13 protein-coding genes are annotated in these 17,454 nt (G+C 45.0%); 9 read left to right on the top strand and 4 right to left on the bottom strand.

Translation table 11 applies throughout. From position 1 onward, the window contains the following. Positions 1–7: 7 nt before the first annotated feature. Entirely contained in the window at positions 8–1,657 is a 1,650-nt protein-coding gene (locus GFS24_RS08540) for an OmpA family protein (protein ID WP_153659151.1), read from the bottom strand. 110 nt (positions 1,658–1,767) lie between these two features. On the opposite strand from GFS24_RS08540, the gene GFS24_RS08535 reads away from it, so the two are divergent. Continuing rightward, the gene (locus GFS24_RS08535) at positions 1,768–2,421 is read left to right on the top strand and encodes a bifunctional 2-polyprenyl-6-hydroxyphenol methylase/3-demethylubiquinol 3-O-methyltransferase UbiG (protein ID WP_153659150.1); all 654 of its coding nucleotides are present in this window, start codon (positions 1,768–1,770) and stop codon (positions 2,419–2,421) included. Beyond that, positions 2,381–3,523 (top strand): hypothetical protein, encoded by a 1,143-nt coding sequence (locus GFS24_RS08530; RefSeq protein ID WP_153659149.1) that lies wholly within the window; start codon positions 2,381–2,383, stop codon positions 3,521–3,523. The genes GFS24_RS08535 and GFS24_RS08530 overlap by 41 nt, the downstream gene beginning before the upstream one ends. A gap of 58 nt (positions 3,524–3,581) precedes the next feature. Here the strand turns inward: GFS24_RS08530 and GFS24_RS08525 are convergent, their stop codons facing one another. Further along, entirely contained in the window at positions 3,582–4,646 is a 1,065-nt protein-coding gene (locus GFS24_RS08525; RefSeq protein ID WP_153659148.1) for a hypothetical protein, read from the bottom strand. A 247-nt stretch (positions 4,647–4,893) separates the two neighbouring features. On the opposite strand from GFS24_RS08525, the gene GFS24_RS08520 reads away from it, so the two are divergent. From GFS24_RS08520 to GFS24_RS08500, 5 genes are read left to right on the top strand one after another with little or no spacing between them, the layout of a single operon-like run. Further along, positions 4,894–6,006, top strand: coding sequence for a hypothetical protein (locus tag GFS24_RS08520; protein ID WP_153659147.1), 1,113 nt, complete (start codon positions 4,894–4,896; stop codon positions 6,004–6,006). 30 nt (positions 6,007–6,036) lie between these two features. Continuing rightward, a complete protein-coding gene (locus tag GFS24_RS08515; RefSeq protein ID WP_153659146.1) occupies positions 6,037–6,939 on the top strand; it encodes an AraC family transcriptional regulator in 903 nt (300 codons plus the stop codon). Positions 6,940–6,993: 54 nt separating this feature from the next. Continuing rightward, positions 6,994–7,443 (top strand): SRPBCC domain-containing protein, encoded by a 450-nt coding sequence (locus GFS24_RS08510; RefSeq protein ID WP_153659145.1) that lies wholly within the window; start codon positions 6,994–6,996, stop codon positions 7,441–7,443. 9 nt (positions 7,444–7,452) lie between these two features. Further along, entirely contained in the window at positions 7,453–7,749 is a 297-nt protein-coding gene (locus GFS24_RS08505; RefSeq protein ID WP_153659144.1) for a GNAT family N-acetyltransferase, read from the top strand. A gap of 5 nt (positions 7,750–7,754) precedes the next feature. Then, positions 7,755–8,174, top strand: coding sequence for an OsmC family protein (locus tag GFS24_RS08500; protein ID WP_153659143.1), 420 nt, complete (start codon positions 7,755–7,757; stop codon positions 8,172–8,174). Positions 8,175–8,333: 159 nt separating this feature from the next. Here GFS24_RS08500 and GFS24_RS08495 read toward each other — a convergent pair whose 3' ends face one another. Next, positions 8,334–11,162, bottom strand: coding sequence for an outer membrane beta-barrel protein (locus tag GFS24_RS08495; RefSeq protein ID WP_153659142.1), 2,829 nt, complete (start codon positions 11,160–11,162; stop codon positions 8,334–8,336). 115 nt (positions 11,163–11,277) lie between these two features. Then, positions 11,278–12,288, bottom strand: coding sequence for a LacI family DNA-binding transcriptional regulator (locus tag GFS24_RS08490; protein ID WP_153659141.1), 1,011 nt, complete (start codon positions 12,286–12,288; stop codon positions 11,278–11,280). A 230-nt stretch (positions 12,289–12,518) separates the two neighbouring features. Here GFS24_RS08490 and GFS24_RS08485 point away from each other — a divergent pair, with 230 nt between their 5' ends. Next, the gene (locus GFS24_RS08485; RefSeq protein ID WP_153659140.1) at positions 12,519–15,635 is read left to right on the top strand and encodes a TonB-dependent receptor; all 3,117 of its coding nucleotides are present in this window, start codon (positions 12,519–12,521) and stop codon (positions 15,633–15,635) included. 10 nt (positions 15,636–15,645) lie between these two features. Then, positions 15,646–17,442: a RagB/SusD family nutrient uptake outer membrane protein gene (locus tag GFS24_RS08480; RefSeq protein ID WP_153659139.1), complete on the top strand. Its 1,797-nt coding sequence runs from the start codon at positions 15,646–15,648 to the stop codon at positions 17,440–17,442. The last annotated feature ends 12 nt before the right edge of the window (positions 17,443–17,454 follow it).

The raw sequence follows: 17,454 nt of genomic DNA, 5'->3' as shown, positions 1-17,454 counted from the left end.
TTCGCTATTATAACACTTTGATCTCCGTTCGCCTGTTCTGCTGATGTTCCGCCTCAGAACAATCCGTACAGGTATTCACCGGTTTCGTTTCTCCATATCCTTTTGCCACCATCCTGTCTTTACTTACGCCATTCCTGATCAGGTAACTCACCACACTTTGTGCCCGGGCCTGAGAGAGTTTGAGGTTATGTATTTCACTACCCCGTGCATCCGTATGAGAAGATAACTCTATCCGGAGCGAAGGATTATCCTGCATGAACACGATCAGCTTCTGAAGGTCTGTACTGGCATCGGGGCGGAGGTCTGATCTGTTGAGGTCATAGTAGATATTATCCAGTTTGATCTGTTTGCCTTCCAGTGCTTCTTCCACACCGAGTTCCAGCTGTACATATAATGCCTGGCTTCTGTTCAGTCCTTTGGTAGTGATCTTTTCAATGTTGGAGAGGTAATTCTTCTTTTTACCTACTACGTTGAAATCAGCACCGGCATCCAGCTGAAAGCGGAATTCACCTGAACCTGTTTTGGAAGATGACTGGCGGATACTGCTTTTTGTTTCGTTGGTGAGTGTAACGCTCACATCGCCTTCTGCATCTCCGGAAGTTTTATTGATGGCTTTGCCTACCAGGGTGAAGCGGGGATCATTATGCGTTAACGTGAGTGTGATATTACCTTCAGTCCTGTATTGTTTCCTGCTGATATTATCCGAAGTAGTGGCGATGTCATGCAGGCTGGCCTGGATGGCATATGCAGCGGGGATTGTATTGGGGAAGAGGGCTAAACCGTTCTTATCCGTACTCACCTCCGTTGCCTTACCGGTTGTATCCGTCATCACTACAAGGGCATTGGGTAAAGGCTGCCCGGTGAGTTCATCTTTTACATATACAGCGATGTCTTTAAAGACCGCCGGGGTTGAAACAGCACTGACCTTATTTTTCTTCTTCTTCGGGAGGATGCGGTAACTCACGCCCGCAAAAACACCATAGGAAGAAACAGAAGTAATGTCCTTCACATAATTCACATTATTAGGCAGGGCAATGATCTCTGAATATGAATAGGGTTCCTCACTATTGATGTGATAAATATAGTAAGCGCCGGCATTTACGCCCCATTTCGGTGTGAAATAATAGTTAACCTTAACCTGTGCTTTTGCCGCGCCAAGGAACTTTTTACTATACCCCGCATGGTTGAACATGGACATATTCAGGGAACCGCCCGGGTCTGTGAACACCGCGTCTGCTTTGATGGCAGAGCCATCTGCATAAGAGATACCACCCCGCAGGTTCAGCTCTGCTACCAGTTTGTGACGTTTGTCCTGTACCCTGAAAGAAGGCCCTATGCCCACAAAGTACCGTTGCATCCTGGAAGAGGAACGTGTAAAGTCCTTCACCACCCAGGGCGCCGCGCTGGCACTTAAACCCGTAGAATCATAACGGGCGGCTTTATTGGCATAAACGTCCACGTCTATACCAATACCCCAGAAGCTCCAGTACTTATCCGCGCTGAAACCCCCATTAAAGCCCGCCAGCGGCATTTTAACCGTAGGAGGGAGGTTGTATTTATGACCCAGATCAAGCCCGCCTCTTACCGAGAATTGTTGTGCGGAAGCTGTGGTGGCGAGAAAGATAAAATATAGCAGTGGAAGTAATAACCGTTTCATAATGCATGTTTTGATCACGTAGAAAGATCAACAACTCCCTTATTTTGTTACCTCTATGTAAAAATTGCTATGTTTGCATAAATTAAAATCAATATGTAATTTGCCGCCCCATGCAAAACAAATTATCCAACAGGGATCTGTTACAATACCTAAAATCACTCGACTTTACAGCTGGTTTCGTAGATAAGCTAAAAGTATATTACCGCCCCCTGGTATGTCCTTTCGTAGATCTGATCCAGTTACTTAAACCCGGAGAAAAGATCGGGGACATCGGTTGCGGTTCAGGCCAGTTCTGCCTGTTACTGGCTGAGTTTGCCAAACCGTCTTATATATTCGGCATTGAGATCAGCGACCGGCTGGTAGAGAATGCCCGTCAGTTATTTGACCGGTATGCGCATGTGCCGTACAATTTTGAGAAGTTCGACGGGGTACATTTCCCCGATGCCATAGGCGATCTGGATGTGGTGTTCCTCAATGATGTATTACACCACGTACCAAAGAACAGCCAGCACCAGTTCATTAAAAGCCTGATGGCCAAAATGAAACCGGGCGCCCGGCTGATCATTAAAGATATTAACGGCGCAAGCCCGCTGGTGTATTTCAACAAAATGCACGACCTGGTATTTGCCGGCGAAATAGGTAACGAGCTGCCACACACGCTGGTAGATCAATGGCTCCGGGACGAGGGCGCAAAAGTTTTAGCATTTAAAAAACAAAGATTATATGTTTACCCCCATTACACAATTGTTGCAGAGAAACACTAAGAGCAAGGGGCTGTTCCTCATTTTATGTTTTTCATTATTATCCCTGTATCCCATCTATAAAAACTTTTATAATGGCAGGGCGGTAACTACATATGAGCGTCATATTGCACTGATAGAAGGAAGGTCCGAGTACTACAATCCCTGGCAGTACCGTATGTTAAGCCCAATGATCATTGAAGGTTTAATGTGGACGTACAACCACACCGTTGATAAGATCTATCCCATTGAGGAAAAGCTGCACTTACAGATCAATGAAACATCAGAACCAACGCCTGAAACAAAGGAGTTCATTCAATTGGTGAATACCAAAGGGGCTTTGAAATACATGATCGTTTTCATCTTCTTCCGGTTTGTGCTCAACCTCCTCGTATTTGCACTAGCCTTTTGTTTATGGAAATACTTCGTGCAGAGTAACTGGCTTATCTTTTTCGGACTGTGTTTTGTGACACTAGCCATGGGGAATGCAGTGGCAGCAAGTGATCTTACATTTAATACCTACCTGGATAATATATTCTATTTACTGACGGCCTACCTGATCGTCCATAAAAAGAATCCGGCCTGGTTATTTGTGATCGTTCCGCTGGCGGCCTTTAACCGGGAAACCTCCCTGCTGATACCTTTCCTGTACTTTATTTCACAGATGGATTTCTCCGGCTTTGAACTTAAAAAGGCTTTTTCTACGATCCGTTTCCCGCCGTTAAAGATCTGGATGATCACCGGCGCGTTGTATATCATCTTCTTCTCCATCTTTATTGCGGTGAGGATACATTACGGTTATCGCCCGCCACAAATATGGAAAGTACCTGCCGGTATACAGATGATCAAGCTGAACCTGTTCAGTGCGGTGGCCATGAAATCTTATTTTGAAATGCTGGGTGTGTTCACCGTTATTCCGTTGATCATTTTGTACAAGTTCCGTTCTTTCCCTTTGTTACTGAAAGTATGGTTCCTGGGTATTGTACCGGCCTGGTTTGCCGTGCATCTGTATTCAGTGGTAACGTATCAGACGCGTTTGTTCCTGGTGCCTGTGATCATGGTGATGATGCCGATGCTCTTATGGCTGATAGAAAATGAAATAAAGAAGAAAACAACCACTGCATAAAAAAGAAGCCGCCTCAAACGAGGCGGCTTTTCTACTTTTATAAAGGGGCTATGAAAAATTATTTTGAATTCATCTGATTGATGAGGCCTATTAATCCTGCCTCAGATACTTCCTGCGGTGCAAAATCGATCCCCACATAATTATCTGATCCGTTAGGAGCGGGGATGGTCACATCTTTCATATCCGCATAGAACTTGCCGTTTTTGGAAGAAATAGCCAGGAAGGTACCTTCCATCCCAACTGTGAAGGATTGCTGATAGCTTAATAATCCTTCCTTACCAGCCGGTGCATGCACGATCACGTTATACAGTTTGATGAGCGTATTCACATTCTTTTGTTTGAAGAACAGCATTGTCGGTTCTTTACCACTATAGTTATCACTGGTAGCTGGATTATAGTTAACGGTAAAGTAGCCAAGTACGGTGATCCTGGTGCCGGAAGGGCTGCTCAGTGCATCACAGTTCCTCCACTGTCCCAAAGCATCCAGCAGGAAAGTAGATTGTGTACCGGCAGGGTTGGACGTAGCGGTGGTACCCATATCTATCCAGTTAACACCTTTGGGTATTTTCATACTGGTAGTTACTGCAGTGGCTGCGTTCACATGGTTATAACCGGTGGAAGAATAAGTAACAGTGGTATCGCCATCCCAGATAGGTATTTTATTACCAACACCATTCGCTTCTCTCACACCCAGTGGTACTACTACCTGTGCAGAGTCCTTTTTGATCCCCAGTTCCGCACCATTCTTATCCGCTTTCACGATCAGTTCTCCGAAAGAGCGGAGAAAGCCACCTTTGGCATCCATGGTAGGTTTATCGCCCAGGATCATGTCGCTGGCCTTCAGGATGTCTTTCACATGTACCTTGATATTACCGCTTACTACATTGTTATTGGCATCCAGGAATACATTGGCAGGGAAAGTGATCTTAGTGCCTTTGGTGGTAGTGATGGTTCCGCCAACAGCGGCATCGAGGGTGAACGATTCTGCTTTGGGTGCATACGCTTCAAAGAAGGCTGTCATAGTGCCCAGGTCGTTAAAATCATTCGTTACCTGTTTGTCCTTCCGGCAGGACGATGTGCCTACTGCAGCAAGAATGGCGATGGAAAGGATGATCTTTTTCATATAGTATTGTTTTTGTTTTCAGGAGTAAATAAACAAGGGGTAACAATTGTTACCCCTCCCTGAAAAAAAATAGTATATTGATATGTATAAATTAACGCAAATGCCTATATACCCTGCCCATACGTGGAGCCCTATACAGAAAATTTGTTTCCGGTTCTTTTGTGCCTTTTTCATCTTATATACCTTTCCCTTTCCGGGAGACCAGTTTGTTCCATATCTCTCATATGGCTATGATGAATTATGGAAGATGCTCGTTTTATGGACAAACGATCATATCCTGCACCGGCCCCCTATCACCGTTTTCCCCAATGGCAGCGGGGACACTACCTACAGTTATGTATCAATGCTGAGTAATGTAACCGTGGCCTTGCTGATAACCATCATCTGGTCCCTGCTGGACAGGCGGCGGAAGAGTTATCACATGGCTTATCATTGGTTAAGGGTGCTGGTCCGTTATTACGTAGCCTCTATGATGTTGCTGTATGGTATTATCAAGATCTTCCACCTGCAAATGCCTGCTCCCTACCTGTCTCAGCTGGTGCAGCCTTTTGGAGATAAATCTCCCATGGGCCTGGCCTGGTCTTATGTAGGGTATTCAAAGGCCTTTAGCGCATTTACAGGCTGGTCTGAAGTAATAGCCGGCGCATTACTGCTGTTCCGGAGAACAACGCTGTTGGGTGCTATATTATGTGCTTTTGTATCTGTGAATATTGTCGCCATCAACTTCTGCTTTGATGTGCCCGTGAAATTGTTCTCTTCCATGTTGCTGCTGATGTCCTTATTCCTGATGGCGCCGGATGTGCAACGTTTACTGAATGTATTCCTCCTGAACAAACCCGTAGAGCCGAGGGTATACTATTCTTACCTGCCCAAGCGCTGGATGAGGATCACGGCTATTGTTATAAAATACCTGTTTATTGCATTTATATTGATCAGCCAGGTAGAAAATGGTATCCGGCAGCAGACAACTTACGGCGATGATCGCCCTAAACCACCTTTATACGGCATTTACAATTCGGAACTGCTGGTACGCAACGGGGATACTATTCCGCCACTAACAACGGACACTACCCGTTGGAGGCAGCTGATCATCCAGTTTGAAAAGAATGCGCAGGTGAAACTGATGAACGATTCTATTCAACAGCTTGCTTTCCGTGTAGATACCACACTGAAAACGGCCACCGTATTTAATTATAAGGATACCCTGCATAAGGCAGTACTGCAGTACAAAGTGGATTCCGTTTATCTCACGTTATCCAATGATTCCATCTATTACCGGTTTAAAAAATATGACCATCGTAATTTCCGCCTCATAAGCAGGGGATTCAGGTGGATAAATGAATATCCATACAACCGCTAAACAAAACAATTTCCCGATCTTTGCACCGTAATGGAAAAACCAGAGATCACCACATTTGAGAACGCCATCATGACCCGCATGCTTTGGCATTGCGATGAGATCCAGTTAGGCCACTCCGTCACAAAATATGACAAGCTCACTTCGCACAAAGGCAGCAGCGAAACGGATGTTGTGCGCTTTCATTTTGGCATGAAGGGGAATTACAGCTTTAGCTATAAACAGCTGAACCAAACCTACGATCTGATCGGTGGTCATCACAATATCATGTACTCCAAAGGTTTTGATATTGAGATCTGGAACAGAACGCTGGAAGTGGAAGTATTTGGCATCCAGTTCCCGCGGCACCTTTTCGTGAAATTCACCCAAAATGCCAACGACCGCCTGAAACGTTTTGCAGAAGATATCCTGCAGGAAAAGAGCGTGATGCTCTCGGAACATTGGGGCGCTATCGATACACCTATACAGCAGGTGATCCAGCAGATCATTTATTGCAAATACGGCGGGGACCTGAAAAGGCTCTTCCTGCTCTCCAAAAGCATTGAACTGCTGGTGTTATGCGCAGAGGCATACAATGTGGCCATGGAAAAGAAGGAGCTTTTTATAAAGAGTAAAACAGATAAAGAAAAGATCATAGCCGTGAGGGATCTGATCATTGAACGGGTAACAGACCCACCCAATCTGTCTGAGATTGCTAAAACCGTTGGGCTGAATGAATACAAACTGAAACGGGGCTTTAAAGAAACCTTTAACAATACCGTATTTGGCTATCTCACGGAACAACGATTGCAGCTGGCACACCAATACCTGCGGGATACAGCGAAAACGGCCGCAGAGATCTCTTATGAACTGGGTTATGCTACCCCGCAGCATTTCAGTAACGCCTTTAAAACGAAATTCGGTTTTACACCTAATTCCGTTAGAAATAATCCGTAATCTGCAATCCCCTTTTTTCAGGACAGGCTACTTTTGTATCAAAACCACAATATTATGCTGAATGTAACCAACACCATTATCATCGATGCACCAGCTGCTAAAGTATGGGATGCCCTGGTAAACCCTGCAAAAACAAAACAATACATGTTTGGCTGCGAAACCGTATCGGACTGGAAGAAGGGCAGCAAACTGGAATGGACCGGTACTTTTGACGGCATTGACCTGGTAGCCGTAACCGGTACCATCATAGATATTCAACCGGAAAAATACCTGGTTTACACGGCCATTGACCCTAATAATCCCGCTCTCAAAGACACGCCGGAACGCTGCATCTCTGTCACTTATCACCTTACGGAAAATGGTGGAGCAACCACCTTCACCGTTACCCAGGGAGATTATGCCAAAGTGGAAGACGGAGAACGCAGGTTTAAGGAAGCGTATAACGACGGCGTAGGTTGGGATCCTATCCTTGTAGAGATCAAGAAACTCGTGGAAAGTAACTAAATTGGTGGCATGAAAGATGAATACATTGCCCTGCCGCTGGTAAATAATACGGAAGCGCACCGCTTTGAAATGGAGGTGGATGGTCACAAGGCTATTATTGTATACCGTCAGACGCCTGAGAACATCACGCTGCTCCATACAGAAGTACCTCCTGCACTGGAAGGTAAAGGTGCCGCTACCGCTATTATTGAAAAAACACTGGCTTACATAGAAACCAATCACCTCTCCCTGATCCCACTTTGCCCGTTGGTGGTGGCCTATATCAAAAGGCATCCGGAATGGGAACGTATCGTAAAAAAACCGTGAACACTATGCAGTATAAACTAGCGTTACCTGTTCGCGGTGTGATAGGCACTGCCAAATACCAGTGCACCATTAAATGGCGGAACGGAAAATTCATTGCAGATGAACCACCTTCCTCAGGCGGAGAGGATCAGGGACCTGATCCGTATACCTTGTTGTTATCTTCCCTGGTCACCTGCACACTGGTTACCCTAAGGATGTACATAGACCGGAAAGGGTGGGTGATCCCCGAGATAAAGGTGAATGCCAATCTCTTCCAGGAAAAGAAAGAGGAGATGATGCACACCATCATAGACCGGGATATCTCTTTCCCGGATAGCGTAACAGATGCAGAACAGAAAAAGAAACTGTTAGAAATTGCCAAGAACTGCCCCATCTCCAGGTTGCTGGAAGGGCAGATCAGGGTAAGGTCTTTTATGTTGAAGTGATTTATGATGAAACACCCTCCGCTGCGCGGCAAGGTTTATGATAAACACCCTTCCTAAAAAGAAAAAATCCGCCCTCTGCTGCGCGGCAAGGTTTATGATGAACACCCTTCCCGAAAAGAAAAAAGATCCGCCCTCTGCTGCGCGGCAAGGTCATCTGTATTAATCCGGATCAACCCGGAATCCTTTACCGCCAAAACTCGAAATATTATAACTCAATCTAACAGTAAACACCCTGGTTGCCTGGTTTGTACGCCTGTCTACAATTGAACTGCCCGAGATAAACCGCTCCAGGTTGTTCCCCTGGTTCAACAGGTCATTTGCATGAATAGAAAAGCTTAATGACTGATCTTTCAGGAATCTTTTGCTTAGGCTGGCATTAACGATAAAAGGATTGGTGTTGGCAAGTGCATAACCTGTATTGATGGTCTTTGAGGTTTTCAGATCTATATAATAAGTCTTTTTTATCCGCCCCATAGCTGAAAAGGACAATGCAAGCCGCTGAACGTTTTTAAAGTTATCACTAATCCCATCGCCCTTGTTCATGCTGAAACTGTAGTTTACCCTGGCATTGAATGTAAGCTTTTTTAATCTTAAAGAACTGTTCAGGTCCGCCAGGTAATTATGTGTGTGGTAAAAAACAGCGCCGTTAACTTGCCCCAGTACATCAACGATCGGGTTCTCGTTTAACACATTATTGTTGGAGCTGAATCTATAAGATACCCTTGCACTGGTTGGTATTTTTTTTGAAGTGATCACTGCATTCAATTGCTGGGATATATTGATGCCCTTGCTAAACCGCTTGTTGTTATTAATAAAAACTGCCCTGTTCGATGTTTCGAGGCTACCCGAATAAGAAATGGAATATTTATTCTTTTTGAGGGGTATATTTAAAGCATAGTTGCCGCCCAGCCTGTAATTCCCATTGGTATTTTCGAAGCGGGTCTCCTGCTTTAAACTATTTAAAGTATCAGGTATCAACACCACATTGGTAACAATTTCGTTCTGAACAGTGCTGAAATTTAGCCCGGTTTGCAGCGAGATACCATTTTTGGCATTTACATAATTGTAGTTGGAGTTAACATTGTGGCTAAAAGAAGGCCTCAGGTTAGGATTACCGATCACAATATTCTGCAGATTCTCCGTGTTTCGAAGGGGTTGGAGTTCGTTGATGGTTGGATTCCTGTTATTGCCATTGTAACTAAGTGTGATGGTTTTGCTTTTGGAAATAGTTTTGCTCAGGTTAATACGGGGAGAATAATTCAGGGTATTATTCCTGACCTTTTGCCCCAGGTGGACGTAATCGCTGCTCAACAAAGCAGGACTGACATTAGCCCCAAAATTGTAGCGCACCTTATTACTGGAATATGTATAACCTAAGCCGATGTTCTGGTTAACAGATACCGAAGTATAATCTGTACTTAGCGAATCTACAAATGCAGGTACTTTGCTCAGCTGGTCGATCACAAACGTTTGTACCCTACTCATGTTTCTGCCTAGCGACAGGTTATAACTTAAGGTTAAACTTTGCCTGGCCAGTGTATCCTTTGGCTTTTTTAAACCAAGACTATAATTGAACCCGAAATTGAAGTTTTGGGTATTATTATCTGTAAGGAGGTTCCTGTTCAGCAAAGAATCTTTCACTAAAAGCTCCGTTACTTTATCATAATACCGCGTGTTGGTGCTGATGTACTGATCAGCATGATTAGAAGAACTGGAAATGCCGAAATTGCCGGACAGGCTGCTCTTTTTATTTTTTAAGATCCTGGAGAAGTTCAGGCTGGCATTAACCGCAGGAGATTTATTGATCGATTGATTAACATTCTCAAGGTCTTGTTTGATCACTCCCCATTGGTTGTTTACCGAAGAACTGATGTTTTCACCATTATTATAAGATACCATTACATTACCATCCAAAAAGGTCTTTTTACTCTTATAGTTAAAATCACCATTGAAGTGATGGTTGTTGTTCAAGGTTTCGCCATCACTAATGTTTTTCTGGTAGAAAGTGCCCAATGGATTTAAGGTTTCAATTGCCTGTTCGCTGGTAAAGGCATTCCTGTTGCGCCCCAGGTTATAGTTAATACGATAGTTCATATTTTTATTTATCTCGTCCGCATGAGATATCCCGCCTGTCATAGACTGTGCTGTTCCTGCCCCATTATTTGAAGTATTGTAATTTAGCTCGCCACTGCTTTGCTTAGTATCTTTCCATAGGTTAATGCTCCCGCCAATTCCAAACTGGTTATTAGTTCCGCCACTTATACCTGCATTACCAAAGTTGCCATTGTTCATGCCCGGTTTGGTTACGATGTTCAATAATTTAATGGGTTCCGCCATCTTAATACCGGTAAAGTTGGCCTGATCACCAAAATCATCAATAACCTGGATCTTTGCTACAATACCCGCCGGCAGTCTGGCAATAAAATCCTTTACATTATTAGTAAAGAAATCTTTGCCGTTTATCCGCAGTTTGGTCATGCCCTTACCCATGGTCGTAACGTTGTATTCATCGTCCACTTCAAGGCCCGGGAGCTGTTTCAACAGGTCTGCCATATTATCGCCTTCCAGCACCTGGTATGCGGCAGCATTATACTCGATCGTATCCTGCATGATCCTCATGGGGTTGGGTTTGCCCTTTATTACCACCTCTTTGAGCAGGTGAACATCCGGTTTCAGTTGAATGTGCCTGATCTTCAACACTTTTTTCTCGCTAAAGGAATAATTGTCCTTAAAGTCCTGGTACCCGGTAGTGCTGATCTTTAGTGAAAATGATTCGCCTTTTACTTTTGTGAAACTGAAATATCCTTCCTCATCGGTAGTGGTATGGAGTGTGTCTTTATCTCCGGTCAGCATTACGTTAGCATCTTTAATGGGAATTTTTCCGGTGTCAGCCACATAGCCATTAACGCGGTTATTGTTTTGTGCATACACGCCTGAGCTGCACAAAACAAACAATGTAGTGAAAAGGAGGGATAAGCTTTTTTTCAAGGTGACTACTTGTTTCGATATTGGTTTAATTCATGATGAAAGAAACAAGCCTATTCCATAAAATTTCTGATTTTATACCAGATCCGGGGCATCAGATATTAATATTAACAAACATTTAATAAATTACCAGCTTGCAGGGGAACTGCTTTTTGATATAGGTGACCGGCTCTTCCGTGTTCTCCTCATCCATGCGTTCAAAAAGGATGCGTGCCGCTTCACAGCCCATTTCAAAAGAACTTTCTTCAATAGCGGCCAGCGGCCGGTGATCCAGGTGCTGCAGCAGTGGCAGGTTACCGAATCCCGTAAATTCAATGATATCCACTTTATCCGGGTAATGACTCTTTAAAAAGTCGATCGCCTGGATGGTGATGTAATTCTTGAAAGTAAAAATAGCCGTAGGCGGAGCCGCCTGTTCCATCAGTAACCGCATGGCCTGGAAAGTGGATTCCGGCGTAAGGTCCACCTCCTGCACCAGGCTGGTATCAAAAGGAAGATTGTTCCTGGTAAGCGCCTGCTTGTAGCCCGTAAAACGTGCCTGGCTGGTACGCATGGACTCCGGCCCCATGATATGCGCAATGCGGGTATGCCCCCGGTCTATCAGGAATTGGGTAGCCTCCAGTGCACCCTCCTCGTTGTTGGACGACACATAGTCGAACACCACACCCTTTGGCTCACGGCCTATGCAAACCACCGGGATGCCCATGGACAGGAATTTCTGAAAGGGCTGCATATCCACGGTGTTCTTGGTCACAGAAACGATCACGCCATCCACACGGTTGCGGATCATCACATCTACTATCTTTTCTTCCTTCTGGGCATCCTCATGAGATTGCGAAAGGATCACATTGTAATCCTTCTTTTCCGCTTCCTCTTCCACACCGTTAATGGCCAATACATAATATTGGTCCAGCAGGTCCGGAATGATCAGCCCTATTGTAAAAGTTTTGTTGAGTTTAAAGTGCCTCGCCGCTTCGTTTGGAATGTAGTTAAGTTCCTTTGCCAGCTTCTTCACCCGTTCACTGGTATAAATACTGATGGTGGCATCATTATTTAAGGCCTTTGAAACCGTGGATACAGACATGTTTAATTTTTTGGCTATATCCTTTATGGTTACTCCTCTTTTCATGGAAAAAGCGTTTATCACTCCATAATACTAAAATAATCCCGAAATAAAGAAAACGTTGTAATAAACCATTTCAATCGTTGTAATAGGTTTTGCGCGGTCTGGCTGGGAACTAGAATCGATTGCAATTGGTATATTGGTTGTAGAATTTCGCGTTAATAAGAGGACCTAACAACAATAATTCCACCGTACAGAAAAATACCAATTTCTAAATCAAACTAAACTGATCCAACATGACGATTAGCATCAGGAACAGGCTGATAATAGCTTGTTGCGCATTCGCAATGATGTTTATGCTCCCCTGCGTTACTACCTTTGCCCAAACAGTTTCCAGAGCAGTTAATGGTAATATTAAAGACAAAACCGGCAGACCTGTTCCCGGTGTTACCGTTGTTATACAGGGAACCACAACAGGTACCACTTCTGATAATGAAGGGCGCTTTAAAATAAATGCACCAGAAAATGCGGTGCTGGTCTTCTCCTTTATCGGCTTCCAGACACAGAAATTAACCACGGGCTCCGCTACTTCCTACAATGTTATACTGCAGGATAACACTACCGAATTGGATCAGCTGGTAGTGGTAGGGTATGGCACCCGGAAGAAAAGTGATGTAACCGGCGCAGTGGCACAGGTAAAAGCCACACAGCTGGAAAACGAGAATCCGGCCAGCGTGCAGGACCTGCTCAGGGCCAATGTACCCGGCCTCAACGTAACCTCTTCCAATACTGCCAAAGGCGGGGGAGACCTCACCATCAGGGGTAAATCTTCCATTAATGCAGGCACAACGCCGCTGATCGTACTGGACGGAGTGATCTATCCCGGCCAGTTAAGCGATATCAACCCCAATGATATCCAGACCATCGATGTATTGAAAGATGCAAGTGCGGCAGCGGTATACGGCGCCAAATCTGCGAAAGGCGTATTGCTGATCAATACAAAAAGAGGGAACCGTTCAAAACCTACCATCACTTTCAACAGTAATATAGGGGTCACTACTTTATCCATGGATGAGCCGCTGTATGATGGTCCCGGTTTTGTGAAATGGAGAACAGATGTGATGTACAGTGTGAATGCCAATGCGAAACCTTATCAGTTCAATGACCCGCGTACATTACCTTCCAATATTACGGTGGACCAATGGAAGGCATATGATAACTCACAGGGCGATCCCGTAGATATATGGCTGAACCGTTTGAAAATACTACCGGTAGAAGTAAGGAATTATAAAGCCGGCAAAACCACCAACTGGTACAACCAGATGTTCCATCACGCTTTCCGGCAGGATCATACCGTGAGTATTTCCGGCAAAAAAGAAGATATCTCTTATTACATCTCTGCCGGTTATGTGAACAATGAAGGTGTGATAGTAGGCGATAAGTTCAAAACCTTCCGTACCCGCATCAACCTGGAAGCAAAGGCCGCAAAGTTCATGAGCGTGGGCATCAATATGCAGTTTGCAGACCGGGACGAAAGCCAGGTGCCTGTTGCCTGGGGGCAGATGGTGAACGCTTCTCCCTACGGTGAAAAATACAAGGACGACGGCAAAACGCTGCGCGATAGTCCGAATGATGATGTGGGAAATAATACCAATCCTTTCCTGGATAATACCTACACCAACCGGATGGATAAAACCAATACACTCTTTGGTTCTCTCTACCTGAAAGGAGACCTGCCCTGGGGTTTTTCTTACCAGAGCAACTTCTCACCCAACTTTGATTTCAACCGCTACTTCAATGGGATCTCTGCAAAAGACTTCCGGTATGCTGCGCGTAAAGGCATCGCCACGAGAAGGCAGATGACCATCTACAACTGGCAGATCGATAATTTATTGAGATGGAACAAAACTTTTGGTGATCATGAATTTGATGCTACATTCCTTTTTAATGCAGAAAAATTCCAGTCCTGGCGCAACCAGATGGACAATGAAGGATTTGATCCCAATGATAATTTAAGCTGGCATAACATTGGTTCCGGTATTAAACCGGTGATACAAAGTTTCGATTCTGTGAGTACAGGTGATGCATTGATGGCGCGCCTGAACTATGGTTTCCGTGGCAAATACCTGTTAACAGCTTCTATCCGCCGGGATGGTTACTCCGCTTTCGGCCAGCGCAACCCAAGGGCTGATTTCCCTGCAGTTGCATTGAGCTGGGTGTTCTCTAAAGAAAAATTTGTGGATCTCGCCTGGCTGGATTATGGCAAACTGCGTCTTTCCTGGGGTGTGAATGGTAACCGGGATATCGGCCGATACCTGGCCCTTTCTGACCTTACTTCCGGTAAGTACCAGTACATACAGCAGAACGGCCAGATGGTACTCGTTTCCCAGTTGTATGTAGGCCGTTTGCAGAACCCCAACCTGAAATGGGAGAAGAGTACTTCCTACAACGTAGGCCTTGATTTCAGCATCTTCAGGGACGTTTTGAGCGGTTCTATCGATGTATATAAAAAGTCTACCACAGACCTGCTCATCCTTCGCGGCTTGCCCATTCATAGCGGCTTCCTGCAGGTAATGGATAACCTGGGAGAAGTGGAGAACAAAGGATTTGAGCTCAGCCTGAATAGTGCCAATATCCGCCGCAATGGTTTCAAATGGAGCACTAACCTGAACTTTACATTGAACAGGAATAAGATCAAACACCTGTATGGTGAAGTGGATATCAAAGATGCTTCCGGCAAAGTGATCGGCCGGGAAGAAAGGGATGACGTTGCCAACAGATGGTTCATAGGGCATGACCTGGATGCTATCTGGGACCTGAAAGTGTTGGGTGTATGGCAGGTGGCCGAAGCGGCAGAAGCTGCCAAATTTGGTGTTAAACCCGGCGACTTTAAACTGGAAGATGTAAACAAGGATGGCAAGTTCTCTGATGCAGACCGCCAGTTCCTGGGTTACAGGTCTCCGCGTTTTCAATGGACCTTAAGGAATGATTTTTCCTACAGGAACTTTGATTTCTCTTTCATGTTCTACTCCAACTGGGGCAGCATGGGACCTTACAGTCTCGCCAAGAACAACTCTGGTTTTATAGATCGTCAGAACTCCTATCAATTACCTTACTGGACGCCTGAGAATCCTACAAATGATTATGCACGTCTCTTTTCCAGTAATGGCAGCGCCACATTTGATGTATACCGCAAAACTTCCTTTGTGCGCCTGAGCACTATTTCACTGGGTTATACATTGCCAGTAAAGGCCGCCAACAGGATAGGCCTGGATGGGGTGAAGATCTACGGGAACGTGAACAATATAGGTGTATATCAGCCAGACTGGACGTTCTGGGATGCCGAATACATTTACGGCGATAACAATCCTCCGGTACGTAATTATTCTTTTGGCATCAACATTACTCTTTAAAAAATCCGTTATGCGTTCAACAATATTATTGGTAGCACTCGCCGCACTCACTGTTAGTTGTGGTAAAGACTGGTTAAAGCCGAAACAACTCTCCACATATGACCCGGACGAAACGTATGTGGATGCTGCCGCCATGCGCGCAGCACTGGTATCATGCGCCCGCAATGCGCGGATAGAATATTATGGAGATAATCCGCCCATCCTCACGGAGATGCTGTTCTCTGAAGTAACCGTGGAAGGTGTAACAGATAAATCCGGCCCACCGCAGGACCTCAACCTGCTGATCACACCGGACGGCGCTAATCTGAATAATGCAGACCGTGCGCGGATCTATTTCTATTACAGTGAAGGTTACCTGGGTATCAAATATGCCAACACGGTGATAGGCCGCATAGATAATGCCACCTATGCCAATCGTGAAGAAAGGAATGCGATCCTGGGCTCAGCCTATTTCCATCGCGCCATGCGCTATTACCGCCTCACACAGCAGTTTGGGGATGTACCGGCTATCATGAAGGAAACACTGGAACCCAAACTGGATTATGGTTCTACGAAGAGAGAAGTGATCCTGGAATATATCAAGAAAGACCTGGACTCTGCCAAAGGGTGGTTGTCTGATAACGTAGCAAGGGGAGAGGTAACGAAAGGAGCGGTATTACATCTGCTTACGAAAGTAAACCTGGCACTGGGTAAATTTGATGACGCTATTGAATCTGCCAATGCATTGATCAATGGCGGGGCTTACAGCCTGATGAAAGTACCTTTCGGCACTACCAAAAAGAATGTGATCTGGGATCTGCACCGCCCGGAGAATAAATCGCTGGGTGAAAACAAAGAAGGCATCTTTATGGTGATAGACCGTTTTGGTGATGGTGGTTTTGATGGCGGCATGCGCATCATGCGCCAGGCAGTACCATTATGGGGAACGAACATCAACACACCCAGTGGTAAAAAAGGTACGAACGACAATACCAGCGTACCAGTTGTGCTGAGTAACTTATACGGCAGGGGCATTGGCAGATGCAGGCCTACACCTTACAGCAATTATGATATCTGGACAGATCCTAAAGACCTCCGGCATGCACCCGGTAACTGGATGAATATGGAAGACCTGGTGTATAATGATCCGGGATTGAATACAACCAATGATCCGTATTACCTGAAACCTTTACAATTAAGGAATGCCAATGGTGGCCTGTTATGTACAGATACGATCCGCTGCTGGTTCGGATGGCCGCACTATAAGATCTTTATCCCTGATACAGAGAATTCTCCCATGCAGGGTGGCCATACAGACTGGTATATTTTCCGGCTGGCAGAAACTTATCTGTTGAGAGCCGAAGCCTATTACTGGAAAGACGACCTGGGGAGTGCAGCCAATGATATCAATGCGGTAAGAACCCGCGCAGGCTGCACAGGTATTAGTGCTGCAGACGTGAACATTGGTATCATACTGGATGAAAGGGCCAGGGAATTATATTTTGAAGAACCGCGTAAAACAGAATTAACACGTATTGCTTTCCTGTTCGCCAAAACCGGGAAACCAGCCTACAACGGTAAAACTTACAACATGGCCAATTTCTCTGAAAGCAATTTCTTTTATGACCGTATAATAGAGAAGAATGTTTTTTACAGAACAGGTATTGTAACCAATCACGGAGATAAATATACGATGAGCGCCTTTCATGTATTGTGGCCCATTCCATCTAATCCCATTGCTGCTAACGCCTATGGGGTGATCAATCAGAACAAGGGATATGTGGGGTACGAAAAAAATGTTCCTCCGTTGGATAAGATCACGGACTAAACAAAAAAGGCT

Source organism: Chitinophaga sp. SYP-B3965 (assembly GCF_009647655.1).
Lineage (GTDB): Bacteria > Bacteroidota > Bacteroidia > Chitinophagales > Chitinophagaceae > Chitinophaga.
The sequence above is the reverse complement of the archived record's forward strand: the minus strand, read 5'-3'. Positions and strand labels throughout refer to the sequence as shown.

Excerpts from the sequence above, each read along its gene's own strand:
- GFS24_RS08540 (WP_153659151.1), bottom strand. The coding sequence starts at position 1,657 with ATGAAACGGTTATTACTTCCACTGCTATATTTTATCTTTCTCGCCACC.
- GFS24_RS08535 (WP_153659150.1), top strand. The coding sequence starts at position 1,768 with ATGCAAAACAAATTATCCAACAGGGATCTGTTACAATACCTAAAATCA.
- GFS24_RS08530 (WP_153659149.1), top strand. The coding sequence starts at position 2,381 with ATGTTTACCCCCATTACACAATTGTTGCAGAGAAACACTAAGAGCAAG.
- GFS24_RS08525 (WP_153659148.1), bottom strand. The coding sequence starts at position 4,646 with ATGAAAAAGATCATCCTTTCCATCGCCATTCTTGCTGCAGTAGGCACA.
- GFS24_RS08520 (WP_153659147.1), top strand. The coding sequence starts at position 4,894 with ATGCTCGTTTTATGGACAAACGATCATATCCTGCACCGGCCCCCTATC.
- GFS24_RS08515 (WP_153659146.1), top strand. The coding sequence starts at position 6,037 with ATGGAAAAACCAGAGATCACCACATTTGAGAACGCCATCATGACCCGC.
- GFS24_RS08510 (WP_153659145.1), top strand. The coding sequence starts at position 6,994 with ATGCTGAATGTAACCAACACCATTATCATCGATGCACCAGCTGCTAAA.
- GFS24_RS08505 (WP_153659144.1), top strand. The coding sequence starts at position 7,453 with ATGAAAGATGAATACATTGCCCTGCCGCTGGTAAATAATACGGAAGCG.
- GFS24_RS08500 (WP_153659143.1), top strand. The coding sequence starts at position 7,755 with ATGCAGTATAAACTAGCGTTACCTGTTCGCGGTGTGATAGGCACTGCC.
- GFS24_RS08490 (WP_153659141.1), bottom strand. The coding sequence starts at position 12,288 with ATGAAAAGAGGAGTAACCATAAAGGATATAGCCAAAAAATTAAACATG.
- GFS24_RS08485 (WP_153659140.1), top strand. The coding sequence starts at position 12,519 with ATGACGATTAGCATCAGGAACAGGCTGATAATAGCTTGTTGCGCATTC.
- GFS24_RS08480 (WP_153659139.1), top strand. The coding sequence starts at position 15,646 with ATGCGTTCAACAATATTATTGGTAGCACTCGCCGCACTCACTGTTAGT.